The organism is Gordonia hankookensis (assembly GCF_014673215.1).
GTDB classification, from domain to species: domain Bacteria; phylum Actinomycetota; class Actinomycetes; order Mycobacteriales; family Mycobacteriaceae; genus Gordonia; species Gordonia hankookensis.
Window position 1 is genome coordinate 287,587 of sequence record NZ_JACWMS010000003.1, and the last position, 21,591, is coordinate 309,177.

Genomic DNA, 21,591 nt, shown 5'->3' on the forward strand with positions numbered 1-21,591 from the left:
CTCAACGGGTACGGCGCTCATCGAGTCCGGCCGGATACCGACCCGTCACGGCGATCCTGTTCCATGCGTTGATCATCACGATCGAGGCCACCACCTGACCGAGTTCGAACTCGTCGAAAACGGCACGGGCCCTGCCGAAGACGTCATCGGGGACACCGCGCTCCCCCAGTCGCGTGACCGCCTCGGTGAGCTCCAACGCCGCCCGCTCCCGCTCCGAGAACAGATGCGGCGCCTCGGCCCACACCGACACCATCCCGAGGGTGATCGGCTCCATCCCCGCGGCGAGCGCATCGGAGAGATGCATGTGCAGACAGTATGCGCAGCCGTTCACCTGGGACGCGCGGATCTTGATCAGTTCGCCGAGGGTGGCCTCCAGTCCTTCCGACGAGGCACGTTGCAGCGCGACGAGCGCCTTGTAGACACCGGGATTGTTGCCCGGCAGCCACATCCGTCGGGTATCGGGAACGTTGTCCTGCAGGGTCGTCATGCCGCGTACTCCTTGTCCAGCCATTCTTCGAGGGTCGTCGGTGCGATCACCGTCGGGGCATCGGGTAGCAGACCACCGTCGCGGATCGCCTGTCCACCGACCTTCACGCCGATCACCCACCTCGGTGCCCCCGCCCGCCGGGCGATGGCCTTCCCGATGTCGGTGAGATCGAGCACCTCGGGTCCTGCCACCTCGACGTCGGAGCCGTTCGGCGCCATCACCACATCGGCCACCGCCGCCGCGGCGTCCGCCGACGACAGCGGACGGCATCGCATATGCGGCACGGCCGCGAGCGGACCGAGACGCAACGTACCCATCATCTGCCGCGCGAGCTCGTACCACTGGGCCGATCGGACCACCGTGAGCCGGTCCGCCCCCAGAGCGCCGCGGTAGGCCTCCTCTTGGGCCGCCTTGCCCTGGTAATAGCCGAATTTCGCGTTGACCGCAGGGTCGGCGGCGTTGATGATCGACAGACAGATGACGCGGTCGACACCGGCCTCGATCGCGGCGGCGGCCACATTGGCGGCCACGGTGGCGTAGAAGTCGATGGCCGCCGCCGCCTTGGTCGTCACGATGTTCGTGCAGTCCACCACCGCATCGGCTCCGGCGAAACTCTCCACGAGACCAGTGCCCGTGTAGGCATCGACGCCACTGGACCGTTGCGCCGCAAGCACATCGACGCCTCGGTCTCGAAGCCGGTCGCTCAACGACCTGCCGATCTCGCCGCTCGCGCCCAGTATGACCACTTTCATGTCCTCGTCCTCTCGATCCCGTCGCACTCTCCGATGTTGTCGAAATACAGACTAGGAGCAGATTGCATCACAAAAGTGGTTCAATTCGATGGTGAATATGCAGGCCAATTCAGATCCCTGGGAGCAGGTCGCCCAACGACTCGGCACGGATCTCTTTCTCGACCTGCAACCGGATCCGTCGGCCAGCGCGCGTGGGCGAGGTGCCCGGCTACGCCGCTCGCTGGCCGCCGCCCTGCGCGCCGCCATCGACGACGGACGCCTCCCCGCAGGCACCCGACTCCCGCCGTACCGGTCGCTGGCCGCCGACGTCGGACTCGCACGCGGGACGGTTTCTGCGGTGTACCAGGAGTTGATCGCCGAAGGATGGCTCGTGGCCCGGCAGGGTTCGGGAACCCGGGTCGCCGCCACCGCACGGCAGCCGGCATCCCGGCCGGCCGACTCGGCGCGGCCGCCGGCCCCGACACCGGTACACGATTTCGCGCTCGGCCAACCGAATCCGTCCCTGTTCCCGCGCACCGACTGGGTGGCGTCCACCCGCCGGGCCATCATGGCCGCCCCGGACGAGGCCTTCGGCCCGGGCCACCCGCAGGGCAGCGCTCCCTTGCGCCGATCCCTGGCGGCCTACTTGTCCCGCGCCCGCGGGGTCGAGGCCGACCCGGAACAGATCGTCCTCACCACATCGGTGATGCATGCCCTGGAATTGCTGTCCCGCAATGTCTTCGACGGGCCTCTCGCCGTCGAGAGTCACGGCCTCCCGTTTCACCGGGCCGTGATCGAACGTGCCGGGACGGCGACCACCCCGGTCGCGATCGACGCCGGGGGTGCGATCATCGGCGAACTCGCTGCCGACGCGTGCGGGGTACTCCTGACGCCGAGTCATCAGTTCCCGACCGGGGTCCCGCTGTCGCCCACCAGACGAGCCGAGGTCATCGACTGGGCACGCGCCGGGCGCAGGCTGGTCGTCGAGGACGACTACGACGGCGAACTCCGATATGACCGCGAACCGATCGGCGCCCTCCAGTCGCTCGGCCCCGATGTGGTGATCCACACCGGCTCGGTCAGCAAGAGCCTGTCCCCCGCCGTGCGCATCGCATGGCTCGTCCTGCCGCCACATCTGGTCGACACGGTGGTGCGGTCCAAGGGGATTCGCGAACCGGACGCCAGCATCGTCGACCAGCTGGTCCTCGCCGACCTGATCGATTCCGGCGCCTACGACCGGCACATCCGACGCAGCAGGCAGTACTACCGGCGACGCCGCGATCGCCTGACCGCACGCCTCGCCGAGGCCGGCCTCGGGCTACCCGGGATCGCCGCCGGACTGCACGCGGTGATCCCGATCCCCGCCGCGCTGGAACCGATCATCGCCCGCGCCGCCGAGCGACGCGGATTCGCCCTGGCGCCGCTGGGTTTGTTCCGTCACCCGGCCGCACCCGTCCCCGCCGTCGGGGGTGGTGACCCAGCAGGCTCGCGGACGGGAGGCATCGTCGTGGGCTTCGGCACTCCGGCGGCCTCCACGTTCGCGGTCGATGTCGATGCCCTGGTCGCCCTGATCACCGACCACCTCGTCACCGCGGAGCGAGCCCACCGATGAGAAGCGACCGGTCACTTGCCGAAGCGGCGACTCCGTGCCGAGTAGTCACGCAACGCCCGCAGGTAGTCGACCCGGCGGAACTCCGGCCAATACGCGTCGGTGAACCAGATCTCCGAGTAGGCGCTCTGCCAGAGGAGGAACCCGGACAGGCGCTGTTCACCGGAGGTGCGGATGACCAGGTCCGGATCCGGCTGCCCCTTCGTGTAGAGGTTGCGGTCGATCGCGTCCACGGTGACGGCACCGATCATCTCCTCAGGACTGTCACCGGTGGCGAGACTCTCGCGCAACAGTGACTGCACGGCATCGACGATCTCCTGTCGGCCGCCGTATCCGACCGCGACGTTGACATTCATCCCGTCGCGCTCGTGTGTCCGGTCCGACGCCTTCTGCAGCCGAGCGGCCACCTCATCCGGCAGTTGCGCCAGCGAACCGACGATACGTACCCGCCAATCCCCCTCGGGGCCCGAGATCTCCTCGACGATGTCGGGCACGATCTCCATCAGGGCATCGAGTTCATCGGAGGCGCGCTGCAGATTCTCGGTGGACAGCAGGTAGATCGTGACCGTCGAGATCCCCAGCTCGGCACACCACGACAGCATCTCGGCGATTCGCTGCGCACCTACGCGGTGACCGTGACTGACGTCCTCGAACCCGGCGTCGCGGGCCCATCGACGGTTGCCGTCACAGATGATCGCGACGTGACGAGGTAGGCGCGAGGAATCCATGAGCTGAACGAGTCGGCGTTCGTAGACGCTCAGCATCGGTCGCCGCAGCCGATCGGGAAGAAGTTTCATCGCTGCCTGATCCTATCGGCTCAAAAGTTACGGTACCGTAGGTTGCGTGAGCACCCTGACGGATGACCCGATCGCGGCCATCAAACCCCGACTACGCGGTGTCATCCATCAATACTCCGCGTTGGTGGCCGCGTGCGCCGGACTGGCGGTGGTGATCGGAGCGGGCGTGCTGCGCGGCCCCGGCGCGGCGGTCGCCTGTGCAATCTATGCGGTGACGGTCTTCGGCGTCTTCGCGGTGAGCGCGAGTTACCACCGGATCCCCTGGAAGACGCCGCGCGCGCAGATCCGGATGAAGCGTGCAGACCATTCGATGATCTTCCTGTTCATCGCGGGAACCTATACGCCGTTCTGCGCGCTCGCCCTCCCCGACGAGGTCCGATGGTGGGTACTCGGCATCGTGTGGATCGGCGCGATCGCCGGCGTGGCACTCAAGCTCGTCTGGCCGTCGGCACCACGCGGGCTCGGCGTCGCGCTCTACACCCTGCTCGGCTGGGTGATCATCGCCGTCGCCCCAGCCCTGGTCCGTCAGGTCGGCTGGATGGTCATCGTGCTGCTGGCTGTCGGTGGTGTGTTCTACACCGTCGGCGGCATCCTGTACGCCGCCCGCTGGCCTGACCCGTGGCCCACCACGTTCGGGCATCACGAGGTCTTCCACGCGTGCACCGCGGTCGCTGCCCTCATGCACTACATCGCCGTCTGGCTCGTGCTCACCGCCTGATCTGCGTCTCGTCGACACCACCGCCGCCCGACACCACCGCGGCCGGACACCACTGGGACGAATCCACGTCGAACGCCGTGACCGCGTCTTCATCCGGTCATCACCGGACATCAAGCCGGCGGACGACATCCGGTCAGTCGGCATTGGTCGGCTTACCCCATGCCCAGCACCGACCTGCCGGACGTCTCCATCACCCCCGACAAGACACTGCGTGTCGGCATGACACGTCGTAGATTCCTCACCTGGACCGGCGTCGCCTGCGGGTTGGCCGTCGTCCCCGGTCTCCTCGGTGACACGCCGGCGTCGTCCGGTACGCCCCGCCTCGGCGATCACCTGTTCACCCTCGGGGTCGCCTCCGGCGACCCGCTGCCGGACGGGGTGGTGCTGTGGACCAGGCTCGCCCGGAACCCACTGGCGCGCGGCGGCGGAATGGGTGCGGCCCCCATACCCGTCGATTGGGAGCTCGCCACCGACGAGTCGATGCGCCGTGTCGTCCGGCGCGGCCGGGCTCCCGCCACCGCAGGCAACGGGCACAGCATCCACGTCGATGTCCGCGGGCTCGAGCCGGCGCGGGAGTACTTCTTTCGATTCCGCGCGGCAGGAGACATCTCCGAGATCGGCAGAACGCGTACCGCCCCGGCAGCCCACGCAGCCGCACTGACGTTCGCGTTCGCCTCCTGTCAGTCGTGGGCCGACGGTCACTACGTCGCCTCCGCCGACATGGCCTCCCACGCTCCCGACGTGGTCTTCCACCTCGGCGACTACATCTACGAGAAACCGATACCCGGCAACGGCGGGCGGCGCCGGACCAGCGCGATGCCCGAATCCGCCCACCGCGAGGCGATGGACCTCGACGATTACCGAGATCGCTACGCGCTCTACAAACTCGACTCACACCTGCGCGAGATCCACCGGACCAGCCCGTTCATCACGGTCTTCGATGACCACGAGGTGGACAACAACTGGGCGGCAGCGATTCCCGAGGACGATCAGCCGATCCCGGCGTTCCTGCTCCGGCGGGCGCGGGGACTCAGGGCGTGGTGGGAGAACACGCCGGTGCGGGTCGCACAGCAGCCCCACGGCGCCGACATCCGCGCCTATCGCCGCTTCGGTTTCGGCGACCTCGTCGAGTTCAACGTCCTCGACACGAGGACCTTCCGCAGCGACCAGGCCAACGGCGACGACGACACCGCGCAGAACGGCCCCACCGCCGATCCCCGCCGCACGATCACCGGCGCCGCGCAGGAACGATGGCTGCTCGACGGTTTCTCGCGCAGCGGGCATCGATGGAACGTGCTGGCACATCAGACCACCATCGCCGACCTCGCCCACGCAGAGAACGGCGTCCGGGAGGTGAGCATGGACGGGTGGAGCGGCTACGAGGCCTCCAGGGCCCGGGTGCTCGACGGCGCCCGACGGCGTGGGGTGACAAATCTCGTCTCGATCGTCGGTGACATCCACCGGAACGCGGTGTCCGAGCTCCGATCGACCTATCGGGGCGAATCACCCACCGTCGGTGTCGAATTGGCCGGTACGTCGATCTCGTCGGGAGGCGACGGCGAAGACAGCGACGCAACCGACCGGGCGATCAAGGCCGCTTCACCACACGTCCGGTTCGGGAACGCTCAGCGAGGTTACGTGCTCAACCGCCTGCAGGCGGATCGATGGGAGGCCGAGTACCGGGTGGCCGACTCGATCGCGGCACCGTCGGCGCGGCTACATCGTCGTGCCCTCATCACCATCCCGAATGCCCGGCCGATCGTCGACGTGATCTGATCACCCGAATCGCGCACTGCTCACGGCAGCATCGTTCTGCGTGCGGCAGCGTGCCGATGCGAGACCCGACGGGAGCGGCGCAGGATCGGGGTATGAGTGACGACCAACGCTTTCTCCCCCTTCGCAAACGAACCGCGGAAAACCTGCTGAGCCAACGCATCCTGATGCTCGACTCGACGCTCGACGACGAAATCGGCAGCCAGATGTGTGCACAGCTGGTCATGCTGGCGTCCGAGGACCCGGTGGCCGACATCGGACTGTGGATCAACTCGCCCGGCGGTTCCGTTCCGGCCATGCTCGCCATCATGGACACGATGCGTCTGATCCCCAACGATGTGAGCACCGTGGATCTCGGAATGGCTTACAGTGCAGGGCAATTCCTGCTGTGCAACGGAACGCGCGGCAAGCGGTACGCGCTCCGCCACGCCAAGGTCCTGCTACATCAGGGGTCCGCGGGCATCGGCGGCTACGCGCCCGACATCGAACTCCAGGCAGACGACCTCCGGCATGTCCGCGACACTGTTCTGACGATCATCGCCCAGCAGACCGGCCAGCCGGTCGAGAAGATCTTCGCGGATTCTCTGCGTGACCACGTCTTCACCGCCGAGGAATCGATCGACTACGGATTCATCGACCATGTCGTCGACGACCTGACGCAGATCCGTCCGCTGAAACCCGCTTCCACCGGATTCGGGGTGGCACGGTGAGTGGCTACACGATCCCCAATGTGATCAGCCGGACCCCGAACGGCGAGCGGGTGATGGATGTCTACAGTCATCTTCTCGACGAGCGGATCATCTATCTGGGCACCGAGATCGACGACGGCGTCGCGAACGCGTTGATCGCTCAGATCCTCCACCTCGATTCCGACAACCCCGACGCACCGATCGACCTGTACATCAATTCGACGGGCGGCGCGGTGATGGCGACCTTCGCCCTGTACGACACCATGCAGTACTGCCATGCCCCGATCGCCACCACCTGTGTCGGGCAGGCGCTCTCGTCGACCGCGCTGCTCCTCGCGGCGGGAAGCCCAGGACGACGCTCGGTACTCCCGCACGCTCGGGTACTGCTGCATCAACCCTCGGGTCAGGGACGTGGCACCATCCCCGACCTGATCCTGGCGGCCGAGGAGATCCTGCGGGTCCGCGAGGAGATCGAGAAGGCGATGAGCCGACACACCGGTCAGGAGGTGGAGACGCTGCGGCGAGACACCGACCGAGACCGGGTGCTGCGGGCCGAGGAGATCGTCTCCTACGGACTGGCCGATCGGATCATCGACACCCGCGGGTAGCCACCCGACCACCCACGACGTCGGACTGCTCAGGCCGCCAGCGCGAGCGGCCCCCGGATCGCACCCATCGGTGCCACCGCGGGTGCCTGGGCGGTCACCGCGCGCAGCACGGGCACCGCGGTCCTCCGCGACAACTCGACGGTCACCTCGCGCGTGAGGTCGAGCAGTGTCAGTCCGAGAGCGCCGGCGACCGCGGCGAGCAGTTCCGACGAGGCATCCTTGCGACCTCGCTCGATCTCGGAGAGATACTGACTCGAGACCCCTGCGCGCCGCGCGGTCTCCACCAGTCGTTCGCCGCGGTCGTGACGATGCCGTCGGATGACGCGTCCGGTGACCTCGCGCCACAGGGGTTCGGCTCTCTGCAGTCCGGCGTCCATGGACCGATGGTAGGTCGCCACCGACCGTCGGCACCGAGGGTTCTGCTGTCGGCAGAACGGCCCACGGAGATCAGAATCCCTTCGAGCGGAGGTAGCGGGCCACCTGGGTGATCGCGGCCGGATTGCGGGGACCTTCCACGAGAGCCGCGTACGGCAGCGCCAGGAACCGTTTCTCCCGCACCGCCTCGGTCTGCGACATCAACGGATGGGTCGCCAGCTGCCGGATCTTGGCGTCGACCGTGTTCTGTGGGCCGGCACCGTAGTCGACGATGAGGATGACCTGCGGATCACGCTGTGCGGCCGCCTCCCACGAGGTCGAGGTCCACGAATCCGCCAGATCGGCGAAGATGTTCGCACCGCCGGCCTCCGAGATGATCTGCTGCGGCGCGGCATATCTCCCGGACGTGAACGGGTTGGGATCGGCGCTGTCGAAGAGGAACACCCGCGCGCGGCGGTCGATCGGCGGCGCTGTCTCGTCGGCCTTCGCCACCTCGGCGCGATACGCGGCGACCAGGGCATCCGCGCGGTCGCGGACGCCGAAGATGTCGCCGATGTTCGCCAGGTCGGAATACAAGGCGTCGAGCGGGGGCATGATGCCGCGCTCGGTGGTGCCCGGCTGACGGCAGGCCTCGGTCAGCTGGTACGGCGTCGCGCCCAGGGTGCGAATCCAATCCGGGGTGACCCCGGTCGACTCCTTGAACCCGTAATTCCACCCCGCGAAGACGAAGTCGGGGTCCGCCGACTGAATGACCTCACGTGTGAAGCCGTCTCCCAGGGAAGTCGTCCGCCGGAAATCTGCCCGCCACGGGGAGGATTCGATGTCCCGCTCCTTGCCTGCGTAGGAGGCATAGCCTGCCATCCGGTCGGACAGACCGAGCGCGAACATGATCTCGGTGATGCCGGTGTCGTTGGTCACCACCCGGGCGGGGCGTCCGGGCACGGTCAGAGGTGCTCGACAGTTCTGCACGGTCACCGCTGCGCCACCGGACTCCGGCGGCGCCTCCTCCACCTGCGCCCCACATCCCGACAGCACCAGCAGTGCCGCGAGGCAGACGATCACCGATCTCGTTCTCATTCCACTTCTTTCTCATCGAAGATGACCTGTGGCACGTTCAGTCGTGGGTGGTCGAACACATGGCTGCCGATTCCGAAAAAGCGGTGGATCGCAGCAGGTGTGAGGACCTCGCGCGGTGTACCGGTCGCCGCGACCCGACCGTGCGCGAGCACCACGAGCCGGTCGCAGAATTGCGCGGCGATGTTCAGATCGTGCAACGCCGCGACGACAGTCACCTCTCGGTCTCGCGCCGCGCGCAGCACCGCGTACTGATGTCGGACATCGAGGTGGTTCGTCGGTTCGTCGAGCACCAGGACCTCCGGCTCCTGCGCGAACGCGCGGGCGATCAGGACCCGCTGCGCCTCACCACCGGAGAGCGACGTGAATGCTCGGTCGACGAGATGGGTCACGCCGGCGTCGCTCATCGCCTGTACACAGATCTCGCGATCGCGGCGGGCAGTCGACGTCGTCAGCGACCGATGCGGCAATCGACCTGTCGCGACCACCTCGGCGGCCGTGAAATCGAAGTCGAGTGCGATCCGCTGGGTCAGGGCAGCGACCTGGCGAGCGTTGTCCCGCATGCTGATCGACGTGATGTCCCGGTCCCCCACCTGCACCCGACCTTCGGTCGGGTCGAGCGCGCGATACAGGCAACGAAGCATCGTCGACTTACCGCTGCCGTTGGGGCCGATGATCCCCAGAAAACTGCCTCGCGGGGCATGGACGGTCACGTCGCGCAGGATCGTCGTGTGTCCGATCTCGACACCGACCTGGTCGTAGTCGACCTCTCGCATCACACCGCCTCCCTGCCACGACGACGCATCAGGAGCAGGAAGACCGGCACGCCGACCGCTGCCGTGATCGCGCCGAGCGGGAGTTCTTGTGGGGGAACGAGAGTTCGGGCCAGCAGATCCGCGGCGACGAGGAACACCGCGCCGATGAGCGGTGTCACCACCACCAGACGGCGATGGTCGGCCCCCACCAGGAGACGGGCCACATGTGGCACCACCAGCCCGACGAACCCGATCGCCCCGCACACCGAGACCATGACGCCGGTCATGAGTGCGGCCACCACGAACAGCAGCATGCGGAATCGCGAGGCGCGCAACCCGAGTGACGCCGAGACCTCGTCGCCCATCGCGAGGGCGTTGAGCTGGCGGGCGAGTCCGGCAACGACCGCGAGCCCGATCAACACCACGGCTGCGACGAGCCACACGGAGCGCCAGCTCGTCGCGGCGAGACTGCCCAACAACCAGAACATCACGCTACGAGCCGCATCCCCGGCGGGCGCGAGGAAGACCAGCACCGTTGTCAATGCGGAGAATCCGTAGCCCAGAGCGGTCCCGGTGAGCACGAGCCGCAGTGGAGTGAGACCACCGGCCGATCGTGCGATGGCGAAGACGACGACGGTGGCGACCAACGCGCCCAGGAACGCCGCCGTCGGCAGCGCATAGATGCCCGCTCCGGCGAAGACCCCGAACAGCACCACCGCTGTGGCACCCACCGACGCTCCCGACGAGATGCCCAGCACGTACGGATCGGCCAGCGCGTTTCGGACCATCGCCTGCACGACGAGACCAACGGTGCTCAAACCCGCGCCGACCAGGGCGCCGGTGAGAACGCGAGGGAGCCGAGAATCGACAACGATCCGGTAATCGGCGGCATCACCCGCGGAGACAATTCCTCCGATCAGGTCGGCCCAGACGTAGCCGACGGCATCGCGCCACGGGACGTGTGCCGTACCGAAGATGAGCCCGAGGACGGAGACGACCAGAAGCCCCGATACGCACAGCCCGCTCAACACGCTCACGCGCCACCACTGCCCGCTCATCGCACCTCGTCAGATACCCAGGCACACGACGACGCCGACAGACCGGCGGCACCGACCATGTCCCACGGAGTCGATGTCGACCACGGCACGCCGCCGCGGTCACGTCGGCAGGTCTTCGGACTCCCGGACACGGCACCGTTCGTGCCACCTACTGACGGCCGCTTCCCAGGTCATCGCTGACCCAGTGCTCCTGGCCGCTGTCGTTTCCGGTCACCGCTGCGGGGCAGCTCTGGATTCTCACCAGATTCCCTCTTGCGCTCGATCCGGACGAACCGGACGCGAGACCGACGCAGCACGAACTTAGCAGCCGCCTCGATCAGTCGCGCACTGCCGTCATAGGATGCGGGCCATGCACCCGCAGGCCCGCACCCTCGACAAGGTTCGGGGTTGCGTCATCGGCGCGTCGTCGGGGGTCACCTCGATCGTCGCGCACGCAGCCGCGGGTGGCGGGTTGCCCGACTCCACGGGTCTCACGCTTCTGGTCGCGGTGTGTGCGGGGCTCGGCTGGGCCGCGTCCGCAACCTCCCCGCAGCGCGCCGGTGTGCCGGGGCTCGTCGGCATGCTCGTCGGCGGACAGCTCGTCGGTCACCTCGCACTCGCCGCACTGTCTCATCACCACGCCACACTGATGACGCCCTCGATGGCGACGTTTCACATGGTCGCCACCGTGGTGGCGGTCGCTCTGGCGATCGGTCTGGAGATCGCGGTGACAGCCGCCCTGTCGGTGGTGATCCGGACCGTTCTCACGCTCATCTCGATACCGGTGGACGTCGCGACGTCCTGGAGCGTGCTGCCCGTGATCGACGACCGCCTGCGACCCGGCCGTAGGCATGTCCGCCCCGTGGGTACCCGGGGTCCCCCGCTCTCGGCGATGTGACCATTCCTCACCCTCGCTGACCTGCTCGCGTGTCGACCACACGCGGCGGTCGGCTCTTCGCGTATGCGCACGACGCCATCTGTCGTGCGTCCGCGTCCAGTTCCGAAAGGCGGACCTTCGTGTCCCTCACCCAAGAACCACCCCGTCAGCCGCTCGACTCCTCGCCACCGACCGACCCGGCCGCTCGCCCGCCCGGTGGACGCCACATCGGCTGGGAGCCATTGGTGCGACGACTCCACTTCTATGCCGGCATCCTGATCGCACCGTTTTTGATCGTCGCGGTCGTCAGCGGAGGGCTCTACGCACTGGCGCCCAGTCTCGAGAAGGTCGTCTACCGCGAGCAACTACACACCGACAGCACCGGTCCGGCCCGCCCCGTCGCCGATCAGATCCGCGCGGCGATGGCCGCCCGACCGGATCTCACCTTGTCCGCGGTGCGACCGGCAGCCGCGCCGGGCGACACCACGCGTGTGCTGTTCGATGACCCGTCGCTGGGAGAATCGGAGCGGATGGCGGTCTTCGTCGATCCCGTCACTGCGCGCCCGGTCGGCGAACTGGTGAGCTACGGCAGCGCCGCAGCGCTGCCGATGCGAACCTGGATCAGCCAGTTGCATCGACACCTCCACCTGGGAGAACCCGGCCGCCTGTACAGCGAACTCGCGGCGTCGTGGCTGTGGGTGATCGCACTCGCGGGTCTCGCATTGTGGATTGCGCGGTATCGCCGGATGAGGCATGGCCGGGCGGCTCGGCTGATCAGCGTCGACCGTTCCACCAAGGGGCGGGCCCGCACACTGAACTGGCATGGTGCCGTGGGTGTCTGGATCGTCGTGGGGGTGCTGTTCCTGTCGGCGACCGGCCTCACCTGGTCGCGCTTGGCGGGCGACCACATCGGCGAGCTGCGCCAGGCACTGAGCTGGACGACTCCGAGTGTGTCGACCTCCCTTGACGACTCCACCATGCCTGCCGGTGGACCCAGCGGCCACGGCGACCACGCGGCCGGACATGCCGGCGCCGGGAACACCGGGGTCGCCGATACCGTCGGACAGGTGGACTCGGTTCTGGCAGTTGCCGATCGGATCGGGGTGACCGACCACGTCGAGGTGTCCGTACCGACAGACACGACGACCGCGTTCACGGTGGCCGAGACGCGCCAGCCGTGGCAGTTCTCGCCGAACTCGGTCTCGATCGACGGAGCAAACGGCCACGTGGTCGACGTCTCCTGGTTCGCCGACTGGCCACTCGCGGCGCAACTGAGCACGTGGGGCATCGCCCTGCACATGGGTCTGTTGTTCGGTCTGGCCAACCAGATCGCGCTGCTGCTGTTGGCGATCGGCCTCCTGGCCGTGATCGTGCGCGGCTATCAGATGTGGTGGCAACGCCGCCCCCGGCGATCGGAGCGTGTCCTCGCGGTCGGCCGCGCACCGCTACGCGGCGCATGGCGAGAACTGCCGGTCCCGACGATCGTGGCGATCATCGTGATCGCCGTGGCCGTCGGCTGGTTCATCCCGCTCCTCGGCATCAGCCTGGCTGCGTTCATACTCGTCGATGGTGCCGTCGGATACGTGAATCAATCACGGCGCAATCGACGTTGAGCGTCGCGGTGGGACCGGATCGGGCCGGTCCCACCGCGACGTCGCCGACCGGGCACACCTTCGCGGCGAGCGTGCGCATCTGGCTGAGGTGGCAGAGCAGGTCCAGAGGCGTCCGGCACGCGCCGGTCAGCTCTGGGCAAGCGTCGCCAGCACGGCGACACTGGCTTCCCACCCCATGCATTTGTCGGTGACCGACTGGCCGTAGGTCAATGGCCTGGCATCGGACGACTGCGCACCCGGCTCGAGGAAGCTCTCCAGCATGACTCCGCTGATCGGAACTGTCTCGCCCGCCTGTCGGTGCGAGCGGATCGCGTCGGCGAGCTCATCGGCGACCTCGGCCTGGCGAACGTGATCCTTGCCGGAGTTGGCGTGCGAACAATCGATCATCACCCGCTGCGGCAGTGAGGATTTCGCGAGCGCGTCGACTGCGGTCGCGATCGAATCGGCGTCGAAGTTCGGCCCGCCGGTACCGCCACGCAGGATCACGTGACAGTCGTCGTTACCCGCGGTCTCCACCACAGATCCGTGGCCGAAGTCGTCGACCCCGAAGAAGACATGCTGCGCCGCTGCGGCTTTCACGCCGTCGATGGCCACCTGGACGTTGCCGTCGGTGCCGTTCTTGAAGCCGATCGGCATGGACAACCCCGATGCGAGCTGGCGGTGGACCTGCGACTCCGTGGTGCGCGCCCCGATGGCACCCCAGGCGACGGTATCCGCGATGTATTGCGGGCTGGTCGGTTCCAGGAACTCACACCCGACGGGTAGCCCGAGGTCGATGATGTCCAGCAGCAGTGAGCGCGCCATCCGGAGTCCACGTTCGACGTCGAAGGTCCCGTCCATCCCCGGATCGTTGATGAGCCCCTTCCATCCGACAGTGGTGCGGGGCTTCTCGAAGTAGACGCGCATCACGATCTTCAGCCGATCGGCGTAGTCCTTCGCCAAAGGCGCCAGGCGCCGCGCGTAGTCCAGCGCCGCCACCGGGTCGTGGACCGAACACGGGCCGACCACGACGAGCAGACGATCGTCACGGCCGGCGAGGATGTCGGCGATCTCGTCACGATCATCCTGGACGCTGACGGCCCGTCGTGCGGTCAGCGGCAGTTCACTGCGGATCGTGTCCGGCGACGGGATGGAACGGAAGGACTTGATCCGGCGATCGGAGGTCGATGCGGCAGTCAAGTCGGGAATGGTGGTCACGTCGTGCCTTTCGGGGTCTGGCCCGGTCGTTGTCGGGTGCCCCTGGTTGCTCATGAGTCACCGGAGGCCCTTGAAATGACAAAAGCAGCAACCTTGCGGTCGCTGCTCGGGCTCCGGGTGTTTGCGCGCGCGGCAGTGTCAGCGCTTCATCTCGGCCCCACCCGGAGCCTCGATAAAGCGCCAATAGGCGCGCACAGTGGTCATCACGGCGACCAGGCTAGCACGACTGCGCACCGCCACCAATTGCGATCCGCCTCGCAGCCGAATACGGTTCGCGCATGCGCCACGTCCCGCGACCCCGATTCGCACTGATCACGGCACTCGGGATCGTTGCCCTCACACTCCTACACCTGGTCATCGCGCCGGTGACGGCCGCCGCCCATGAACCGATACACTATGTGGCACTGGGTGATTCGCGCGCAGCGAGCCCGACCGTCACGAGTCAGATCATCGGCTGCGGCCGATCATCGGTCGCCTACCCGGATCAGCTGGCGGGACTCATCCACACCACGACGTTCCGGTCGGTGGCATGCGCGGGAGCGAAGGCCGAGAACATCACCACCACGCCCCAGCTCCGCTCGCAGGGTTTCGTCCCACCTCAGATCGATGCGCCGCGCCCCGACACCGACCTCGTGACCATCTCGATCGGCGGCAACGACACGGACTGGGGAAACATCTCCCGCGTGTGCTTTGTCCCGATCCCGGGCGTCGACGCGCACTGCCGGTCCAACGCCTGGTACCACTCCGCCATCCGCAACGCACTCGCGCCCCTCGAGGATCGGGTCGACGCGGTGGTACGCGCGGTCCGGAAGCGCTCTCCCTCCGCCGCCGTCGTGATCGTCGGGCAGGGTGGCTACTTCGGCGAGCGCGGTTGTTTCCCGGAGAATCCGGCGAGCTCCGCCGATCTCGCCTTCATCCGCCGGGACTTCTTCGGCCCCTACAACGACATCCTGCGTCGTGTCGCCGAGCGTCACCGCGCGGCCTTCGTCGACGTCGAGGCGGAATCGATCGGCCATGACGCCTGCGCCGGCGACGAGAAGTGGTTCGAGGGCTACGTGACGTCGAGCGAGTACCTCGGATTCCATCCGAACCTGGCGGGCAACAAGGCGATCGCCCGCATGATCGCGGACCGACTCCCGTCGAGCATCACGGGTGCCCGCGGTCGATGAGCTGACTCAGCACGATGATGGACTCGGAATGGTCCACCGGTCCCGCGCTGCGAATCCGTTCCAGCGCCTGCTCCAGATGGCGGACGTCGCGAGCGCGGACCCGAAGGATCGCGTCCGCCTGGCCGGTGACGGTCGCGGCGCTGACCACCTCCGGGATGGGCTCCCACGCCGCCTTCAGCGACTCCGGCGAGATGTTGCCCTGGCAGGAGACCTGCACATAGGCCTCGGTGGTCCACTGCATCGCCTGCGGATCGATGACCGCGGTGAACCCCTTGATCACGCCGTCGCCGAGAAGGCGATCGACGCGTCGCTTCACCGCGGGCGCCGACAGCCCCACGTCGTCACCGATCTGCGCGAAGGTGGCCCGGGCATCCCTGGCCAGGCAGGCGAGCACGCTTTCGTCCAGATCATCCAGCTCGCGCAATGTATCTCCGTTTCGTACTGCAATGACCACTATCCATTGCACAGATGCGCAACAGTCATCGATTGTTTGCGTTGGAAGGAGAGGATAGCGTCGATTCATGACGCTGACGAGCCCTGCGGTCGCTCCGGTCGCCCGGGTAGCCCGGCTGCGTACCTATGCCATGACGCCGCCGACCCACTTCACGGTCAGCTACGCGATCAATCCGTGGATGGATCCGTCGACACCCGTGGACACCGACCTCGCGATCGCTCAGTGGCTCCGTCTCCGCGAGACCTACGAATCTCTCGGTCATCGTGTCCACACTGTCGATCCACACCCCGGCCTGCCCGACATGGTGTACGCCGCCAACGGCGGCCTCAGCATCGGTGGACACACGATCGCTGCCCGCTTCGCGTTTCCCGAACGCGGGCCCGAGGGCGATCTCTATGCGGCCTGGTTCCACGGGAACGGCCTCGGTCCGGTTCATCGGACGGTCGGTATCCAGGAAGGTGAGGGCGATTTCCTGGTCATCGGGGCACGCATCCTCGCCGGGACCGGTTTTCGGAGCCACCGTGACACCCACGACGAGGTCTCGGCGATCACCGGTCTGCCGGTCGTGACGCTCGAACTGGTCGATCCGCGGTTCTACCACCTCGACACGGCTCTCGGGGTGCTCGACGACGAGAACATCGCGTACTACCCACCCGCGTTCTCGCCTGCCTCGCGAACTCTGCTGAGGACGTTGTTCCCCGACGCCATCGTCGCCACCGACGACGACGCCGCCGCGCTCGGCCTGAACCTCGTCTCCGACGGCCGCCACGTCGTGATGACCGACGCGGCGCCACACCTCACGGAATTGCTGCGCGCCGCAGGCTACGACACGATCGCGATCGATCTCTCCGAACTGCTCAAAGGCGGCGGCGGCATCAAGTGCTGCACCCTAGAATTGAGAGGCATCGACAAGGAGGTCCTGGTGTCCCCTCCAGCCGTTTCCGGGCCTGCCGTATCCCCTCCTGCCGGCCACCTTTCCGCCGAGCCCCATGTAGCGCACAACTATTCACCGCTGCCGGTCACCGCGGCGACCGCGCAGGGCGCCTGGATCACCGATATCGACGGACGACGTTTTCTCGACTGTCTCGGCGCGTACTCGGCCGTCAACTTCGGCCACCGCAATCCCCGGATCGTCGCCGCGGCGACGGCCCAGCTCGAACGCATCACATTGACCAGTCGGGCGTTCCGATCCGACCGGCTCGAGCCCTTCTGCGCGGCGCTCGCAGCACTCTGCGCCAAGGAGATGGTCCTGCCGATGAACACCGGCGCCGAGGCCGTCGAGTCGGCGATCAAGGTGGCCCGCAAGTGGGGCTACGACGTCAAGGGCGTACCGGACGGCCAGGCGAAGATCATCGTCGCCGACGGCAACTTCCACGGCCGCACCATCAGCATCGTGAGCTTCAGCGACGACCCCGACGCACGTAACGGATTCGGCCCGTACACACCGGGATTCGTGCGTGTGCCTTACGGCGACGCTGCGGCGATGTCGGCTGCCATCGATGACAACACGGTTGCGGTCCTCGTCGAACCGATCCAGGGGGAAGCCGGCATCATCGTGCCGCCGGACGACTACCTGCCGCGCGTCCGCGCGCTCTGCACCCGACACGATGTCCTGATGATCGCCGACGAGATCCAGTCCGGGCTCGGTCGGACCGGAACGACCCTCGCCCTGGAGCACTGGGACGTGGAGGCCGACCTCTACACCCTGGGCAAGGCTCTCGGCGGCGGCATCCTGCCGGTGTCGGCCGTGGTGGCCGACCGGGACATCCTCGGTGTCCTGCACCCCGGCGAGCACGGCTCCACCTTCGGCGGCAACCCGCTCGCCGCGGCCGTCGGTCACACGGTCGTCGACATGCTCACCGAAGGCACCTGGCAGGCACGCGCTGCCGACCTCGGCCGCCACATGCATGCCCGGCTGCGCGACCTGATCGGTCACGGCGTGGTGGCGGTCCGCGGCCTGGGCCTGTGGGCCGGGATCGACGTCGAACCATCGCTCGGCACGGGAAAGGACATCTGTCTGCGGTTGGCCGAGCGCGGCGTGCTCGCGAAGGACACCCACGGCTCCACGCTCCGACTCGCGCCGCCACTGGTGATCACCGAGGCGGAGATCGATTGGGCGGTCGATCAGCTGGCGGAGGTCGTAGGCTCGGCAGGGTGACCGACGACCGAGACGCTGCAGACATCCCGACGAACCGACGAGTGCTCCTCGTCCGGCATGGGCAGACGGAATGGTCGCTGACCGACCGGCACACCGGGCGCACCGACATCGATCTCACCCCGCGCGGTGAGGAGGACGCTCGCGCACTCGCCGGCATCGCCGACCGCCTCGGCCTCGTCGCCCCGTATGTCTTCGCCTCACCACGACGACGAGCGCAACGGACCGCCGAACTCGGCGGGCTCGTTGTCGACGAGGTCGATGATCGCTTCGCCGAGTGGGATTACGGGGACTACGAGGGCCTCACCCGCGCACAGATACACGCCGACGGCGATCCCGACTGGACCATCTGGACACATGGCGGACCCCACGGCGAATCCGTCGACGACATGACCCGCCGAGTCGACGGCGCAGTCGAACTCGTCGAGCAACGCCTGACGGAGTCCGACGTGATCATCGTGTCCCACGGGCACTTCTCGCGGTCGTTCGTCTGCCGATTCCTGGGCTGGCCGATCGGGCAGGGCGCCGAGATCGATCTACGACCCGCAGGCGCGGCACTGCTCATGCAGCTGGGCCGGGACCGACGGCTGTGTGCTCTGGTCGGACCGGAAGGTGCTGCGGCGACTCACCTCGCACTCTGAGCGCTTCATCGGTGGCGATCCGGAAGGTCACTCATTGCGCCGGGCTCCTCCCCCGCAGAGCACATGTCGATGCGGCTTCGCAGGTGGCGCTGTTCGACCGGATTGTCGGCCAACGAGAGTGCATTACGGAACGCCTCGGCGGCCGCGGCCGGATCACCGGCCCGGTACAGGAGCTCGCCCCGCGTGGCATGCCACAGGTGGTAATCGGTGAGCCCGTCGATCGCATCGACCTCGGCCAGCGCCGTTTCCGGGCCGTCGACCATCGACACCGCGATGGCCCGGTTCAGGACGACCACCGGACCGGGATCGATCCGCTCCAGGATGCGGTACAGATCGACGATGGCGGCCCAGTCCGTGTCGGCTGCCGTCTCGGCGCCTGCGTGCAACGCGGCGATGATCGCCTGGATGCGGTACACGCCGACACCTGGACATGCCACGGCGGTCTGCAACACCGTGCGCGCGCGCTCGATCATCGTTGCATCCCAATGACTTCGGTCCTGCTCCGATAACACGACGAGGTCACCGGCGACGTCGAGTCGCGCACCGAACCGGGCTCGATGGAACATTTCGAGCGCGAGGAGGCCATGGGCCTCACCGTTTTCCGGGATGAGCTCGATCAGTTGTCCGGTCAACCGGATTGCCTCGTCTGCCAGATCGAGACGGACGAGTGACGGCGTTGCGCCCCTCGACAGGTACCCCTCGTTGAAGATCAGGTAGAGCACTCCCAGCAACACACCGACGCGGCCGTCGATGTCGGCCGGGATGGTGAGTGGGATCCGAGCGTCGCGAATCTTGCGCTTGGCGCGGACGATCCGTTGTGCCAGAGCACGTTCGGACACCAGGAAGGCCGCAGCGATCTCGGCAGTGGTGAGACCTCCGACGAGCCGTAGGGTCAAGGCGACCTGCGCGTCGCGATCCAGTGCCGGGTGACAGCACAGCAACAGCAGCCGGAGGCGTTCGTCACCGAGCTCGCGGTTGTCGACGATCAGTTCCAGTCCGGTGGACGGCTCATTCCCGGCCAGCAATTCGGGTGCCGCCGCAGAGAGCCGGCGCCTGCGGGATGCACGCAGACGCAGTTGGTCGACAATCCGATTGCGCGCGACCGTGTAGAGCCACGCAGGCGGGTTGTCGGGGACACCCCGGGTCGGCCAGGTCTCGGCGGCCTGCAACAGCGCGTCCTGGACACAGTCGTCGGCGAGGTCGACGTCGTCGAAGCGGGCGGCGAGGAGAGCGAGCACGCGCCCGCTCTCCTCGCGCGCCAGTCGCGCAATGGCCGATCCTGCGGTGTCGGCCACTGCCAGTCAGGCCTCGACCGGCGTCGGGGTACCGTCCTCGGCCGCGAAGAGCCGAACGGGCCGGACCTCGACCACCCCGAACGGCAGCGGAATCCGGCCCGCCCACTCGAGTGCGACGTCGAGGTCCGGAGCATCGATGCGGTAATACCCGCCGAGTTGTTCCTTGGCCTCGACATACGGGCCGTCGGTGATGGTGGGGCCCTGGCCGAGCGTCAGTCGCATCGTCGTGGCCGATGCGCTCGGGGTGAGGCTCGCTCCCTCGACCAGCAGACCTGCTGCGGCCAGGGCCTTTCCGTATCCGGCCCACGCCGCACGCATCTCCTCGGATCCGTCTTCGCCCTCCTGGGGCATGGGGACGGATTCGTCAATCGTGATCGCCAACAGATATTGCATGTCAGGTCCTCTCTCGGATGCCGAATGGCAGGTGATGCCGGCCCACTGCCGCCATCTGCCCCCATGACGAAGCAATCATCACGGATCGACAGCACTCCCGAGGAATTTCTCGAGGAAGTCGCCACCAGATCACCCTCGCAGGGCCTCGCGTTCGCGGATGACCTGTTCCAGCACCACGGCGGTGGCACGCTGCCCGGCCTGAGTCGGGTGGTATCCACCCAGGATCCAGTTCCGGAACTTCACGTTGTCGGGTCCGTACTGGGGAGCAGCCACCCGCGGGCCCCACTCCCACGGGTCGGCGCTGCACAGGTCGTGCCGTTGATTCCACGGCGATCCCGGACGAGCCAGGTCGACGAAGGTCTCACCGGCTCGGCGGGCATTGTCGCGGGAGATCTCGTTCACCTTCCCGATGAAGTCGTTGAGCATGCCCACCTCGGGATCGGACATGAACCAGCCACAGCGACGACGCTGGTCCTGCCCCACGCGCGGGACCACCTGGGGAGCCCCCAGGACGTAGACATGTGCGCTCGGGGCGCGGGACCGGACCTCACCGATGATCCGCCGCTCGTGGAATCGCTGGTCGTTGTCGAGAACCCGCAGCGATCGGTCGATCGTCCGCCGATCGCACTCCCGGAGCTGTACACACTCGATCACCTTGATGAACTCCGGATTGCCGATCACCTGCATGACGACGACATCGGCGTCACGGGGCAGGTGCTCGATCTGACGACCCTCGTCGAACTGCGCGTCCTGATCGATATGTCGCGGTTGAGAATTCGCACATGTCACGTTGGTGAATCGAGCGCCGAGCCGCTTCGCGACGACCTCCACCGCAGCATGTCTGCTTCGGAAGCAGTAGTTCTGCGGACCGGTCGTCCCCGCGTGATAGGAGGTCATGTCTGCCGGGATCGTCTGGTAGTTGTCGGCGCCCTGACCCGAGATGTACGAGTTGCCCATGGCGAACATCCGCAGCGGCGCCGCCCCGTGCGCCTTCGGCACGACGCCACTCGAACCGGCGAGGGCGAACGCGGCACCGGTGAACACGGCAGCAGTGAACACGGCATGGGCGATCCGAACGACCCGGATCGCGGTCCACGACACGACCGAGCGCCGTGGCAGAGGCGACATTGCTCTGACGATACTG

The 21,591-nt window shown here is 67.3% G+C and carries 22 protein-coding genes and 1 riboswitch; of the genes, 10 read left to right on the forward strand and 12 right to left on the reverse strand.

Annotated features, from left to right (window positions below; translation table 11 throughout):
* Nucleotide 1: 1 nt before the first annotated feature.
* On the reverse strand, nt 2–487 hold the full coding sequence (locus tag IDF66_RS15785) for a carboxymuconolactone decarboxylase family protein (protein WP_203589202.1): 486 nt from the start codon (nt 485–487) through the stop codon (nt 2–4).
* Nucleotides 484–1,239, reverse strand: a complete 756-nt coding sequence (locus IDF66_RS15790; protein ID WP_190267678.1) for an SDR family oxidoreductase — start codon at nt 1,237–1,239, stop codon at nt 484–486. The genes IDF66_RS15785 and IDF66_RS15790 overlap by 4 nt, the downstream gene beginning before the upstream one ends.
* A gap of 88 nt (nt 1,240–1,327) precedes the next feature.
* Between IDF66_RS15790 and pdxR the strand changes: the two genes are divergently transcribed.
* Nucleotides 1,328–2,830 (forward strand): MocR-like pyridoxine biosynthesis transcription factor PdxR, encoded by a 1,503-nt coding sequence (pdxR, locus tag IDF66_RS15795; RefSeq protein WP_190267679.1) that lies wholly within the window; start codon nt 1,328–1,330, stop codon nt 2,828–2,830.
* Nucleotides 2,831–2,841: 11 nt separating this feature from the next.
* Here the strand turns inward: pdxR and IDF66_RS15800 are convergent, their stop codons facing one another.
* Nucleotides 2,842–3,624, reverse strand: a complete 783-nt coding sequence (locus IDF66_RS15800; protein WP_190267680.1) for an isoprenyl transferase — start codon at nt 3,622–3,624, stop codon at nt 2,842–2,844.
* A gap of 46 nt (nt 3,625–3,670) precedes the next feature.
* On the opposite strand from IDF66_RS15800, the gene trhA reads away from it, so the two are divergent.
* The 4 genes from trhA to IDF66_RS15820 all read left to right on the forward strand — a co-directional run bounded on the left by trhA (nt 3,671) and on the right by IDF66_RS15820 (nt 7,412).
* Entirely contained in the window at nt 3,671–4,342 is a 672-nt protein-coding gene (gene trhA, locus IDF66_RS15805) for a PAQR family membrane homeostasis protein TrhA (RefSeq protein WP_190267681.1), read from the forward strand.
* A 159-nt stretch (nt 4,343–4,501) separates the two neighbouring features.
* Nucleotides 4,502–6,118 (forward strand): alkaline phosphatase D family protein, encoded by a 1,617-nt coding sequence (locus tag IDF66_RS15810; protein ID WP_190267682.1) that lies wholly within the window; start codon nt 4,502–4,504, stop codon nt 6,116–6,118.
* A 92-nt stretch (nt 6,119–6,210) separates the two neighbouring features.
* On the forward strand, nt 6,211–6,825 hold the full coding sequence (locus IDF66_RS15815; protein WP_190267683.1) for a ClpP family protease: 615 nt from the start codon (nt 6,211–6,213) through the stop codon (nt 6,823–6,825).
* On the forward strand, nt 6,822–7,412 hold the full coding sequence (locus IDF66_RS15820; RefSeq protein WP_190267684.1) for a ClpP family protease: 591 nt from the start codon (nt 6,822–6,824) through the stop codon (nt 7,410–7,412). Before IDF66_RS15815 ends, IDF66_RS15820 begins: the two co-directional genes overlap by 4 nt.
* A 29-nt stretch (nt 7,413–7,441) precedes the next feature.
* On the opposite strand, the gene IDF66_RS15825 is transcribed toward IDF66_RS15820, so the two are convergent.
* The 4 genes from IDF66_RS15825 to IDF66_RS15840 all read right to left on the reverse strand — a co-directional run bounded on the left by IDF66_RS15825 (nt 7,442) and on the right by IDF66_RS15840 (nt 10,674).
* A complete protein-coding gene (locus IDF66_RS15825; protein WP_164306985.1) occupies nt 7,442–7,789 on the reverse strand; it encodes a helix-turn-helix domain-containing protein in 348 nt (115 codons plus the stop codon).
* A 70-nt stretch (nt 7,790–7,859) separates the two neighbouring features.
* Nucleotides 7,860–8,864: an ABC transporter substrate-binding protein gene (locus tag IDF66_RS15830; protein ID WP_190267685.1), complete on the reverse strand. Its 1,005-nt coding sequence runs from the start codon at nt 8,862–8,864 to the stop codon at nt 7,860–7,862.
* Nucleotides 8,861–9,637: an ABC transporter ATP-binding protein gene (locus IDF66_RS15835; protein WP_164307066.1), complete on the reverse strand. Its 777-nt coding sequence runs from the start codon at nt 9,635–9,637 to the stop codon at nt 8,861–8,863. Before IDF66_RS15835 ends, IDF66_RS15830 begins: the two co-directional genes overlap by 4 nt.
* Complete coding sequence (locus IDF66_RS15840) at nt 9,637–10,674, reverse strand: FecCD family ABC transporter permease (RefSeq protein ID WP_190267686.1); 1,038 nt, start codon at nt 10,672–10,674, stop codon at nt 9,637–9,639. Before IDF66_RS15840 ends, IDF66_RS15835 begins: the two co-directional genes overlap by 1 nt.
* Nucleotides 10,675–10,763: 89 nt before the next feature.
* Nucleotides 10,764–10,978, reverse strand: a riboswitch (cobalamin riboswitch).
* Between the two features lie 45 nt (nt 10,979–11,023).
* Between IDF66_RS15840 and IDF66_RS15845 the strand changes: the two genes are divergently transcribed.
* Nucleotides 11,024–11,551 (forward strand): hypothetical protein, encoded by a 528-nt coding sequence (locus IDF66_RS15845; protein WP_190267687.1) that lies wholly within the window; start codon nt 11,024–11,026, stop codon nt 11,549–11,551.
* A 119-nt stretch (nt 11,552–11,670) separates the two neighbouring features.
* Nucleotides 11,671–13,143: a PepSY-associated TM helix domain-containing protein gene (locus IDF66_RS15850; RefSeq protein WP_190267688.1), complete on the forward strand. Its 1,473-nt coding sequence runs from the start codon at nt 11,671–11,673 to the stop codon at nt 13,141–13,143.
* A 126-nt stretch (nt 13,144–13,269) separates the two neighbouring features.
* Here IDF66_RS15850 and IDF66_RS15855 read toward each other — a convergent pair whose 3' ends face one another.
* Nucleotides 13,270–14,340 carry a 3-deoxy-7-phosphoheptulonate synthase gene (locus tag IDF66_RS15855; protein WP_164306980.1) on the reverse strand — a complete coding sequence of 357 codons (1,071 nt, stop codon included), beginning with the start codon at nt 14,338–14,340 and terminating at the stop codon, nt 13,270–13,272.
* Nucleotides 14,341–14,618: 278 nt separating this feature from the next.
* Between IDF66_RS15855 and IDF66_RS15860 the strand changes: the two genes are divergently transcribed.
* A complete protein-coding gene (locus IDF66_RS15860; RefSeq protein WP_190267690.1) occupies nt 14,619–15,509 on the forward strand; it encodes an SGNH/GDSL hydrolase family protein in 891 nt (296 codons plus the stop codon).
* On the opposite strand, the gene IDF66_RS15865 is transcribed toward IDF66_RS15860, so the two are convergent.
* A complete protein-coding gene (locus IDF66_RS15865) occupies nt 15,487–15,933 on the reverse strand; it encodes an Lrp/AsnC family transcriptional regulator (protein WP_164307065.1) in 447 nt (148 codons plus the stop codon). The genes IDF66_RS15860 and IDF66_RS15865 overlap by 23 nt on opposite strands.
* Nucleotides 15,934–16,030: 97 nt before the next feature.
* Here IDF66_RS15865 and rocD point away from each other — a divergent pair, with 97 nt between their 5' ends.
* Together rocD and IDF66_RS15875 are read left to right on the forward strand one after the other, a co-directional pair.
* Nucleotides 16,031–18,121 carry an ornithine--oxo-acid transaminase gene (rocD, locus tag IDF66_RS24055; protein ID WP_190267691.1) on the forward strand — a complete coding sequence of 697 codons (2,091 nt, stop codon included), beginning with the start codon at nt 16,031–16,033 and terminating at the stop codon, nt 18,119–18,121.
* Nucleotides 18,118–18,759 carry a histidine phosphatase family protein gene (locus IDF66_RS15875; protein ID WP_317628726.1) on the forward strand — a complete coding sequence of 214 codons (642 nt, stop codon included), beginning with the start codon at nt 18,118–18,120 and terminating at the stop codon, nt 18,757–18,759. Before rocD ends, IDF66_RS15875 begins: the two co-directional genes overlap by 4 nt.
* Nucleotides 18,760–18,764: 5 nt before the next feature.
* Here the strand turns inward: IDF66_RS15875 and IDF66_RS15880 are convergent, their stop codons facing one another.
* The 3 genes from IDF66_RS15880 to IDF66_RS15890 form a co-directional block, all read right to left on the reverse strand.
* Nucleotides 18,765–20,054, reverse strand: a complete 1,290-nt coding sequence (locus tag IDF66_RS15880) for an RNA polymerase sigma factor (RefSeq protein WP_190267692.1) — start codon at nt 20,052–20,054, stop codon at nt 18,765–18,767.
* 6 nt (nt 20,055–20,060) lie between these two features.
* Nucleotides 20,061–20,447 (reverse strand): YciI family protein, encoded by a 387-nt coding sequence (locus IDF66_RS15885; RefSeq protein WP_190267693.1) that lies wholly within the window; start codon nt 20,445–20,447, stop codon nt 20,061–20,063.
* 129 nt (nt 20,448–20,576) lie between these two features.
* On the reverse strand, nt 20,577–21,575 hold the full coding sequence (locus IDF66_RS15890; RefSeq protein WP_190267694.1) for an SGNH/GDSL hydrolase family protein: 999 nt from the start codon (nt 21,573–21,575) through the stop codon (nt 20,577–20,579).
* Between the last annotated feature and the right edge of the window lie 16 nt (nt 21,576–21,591).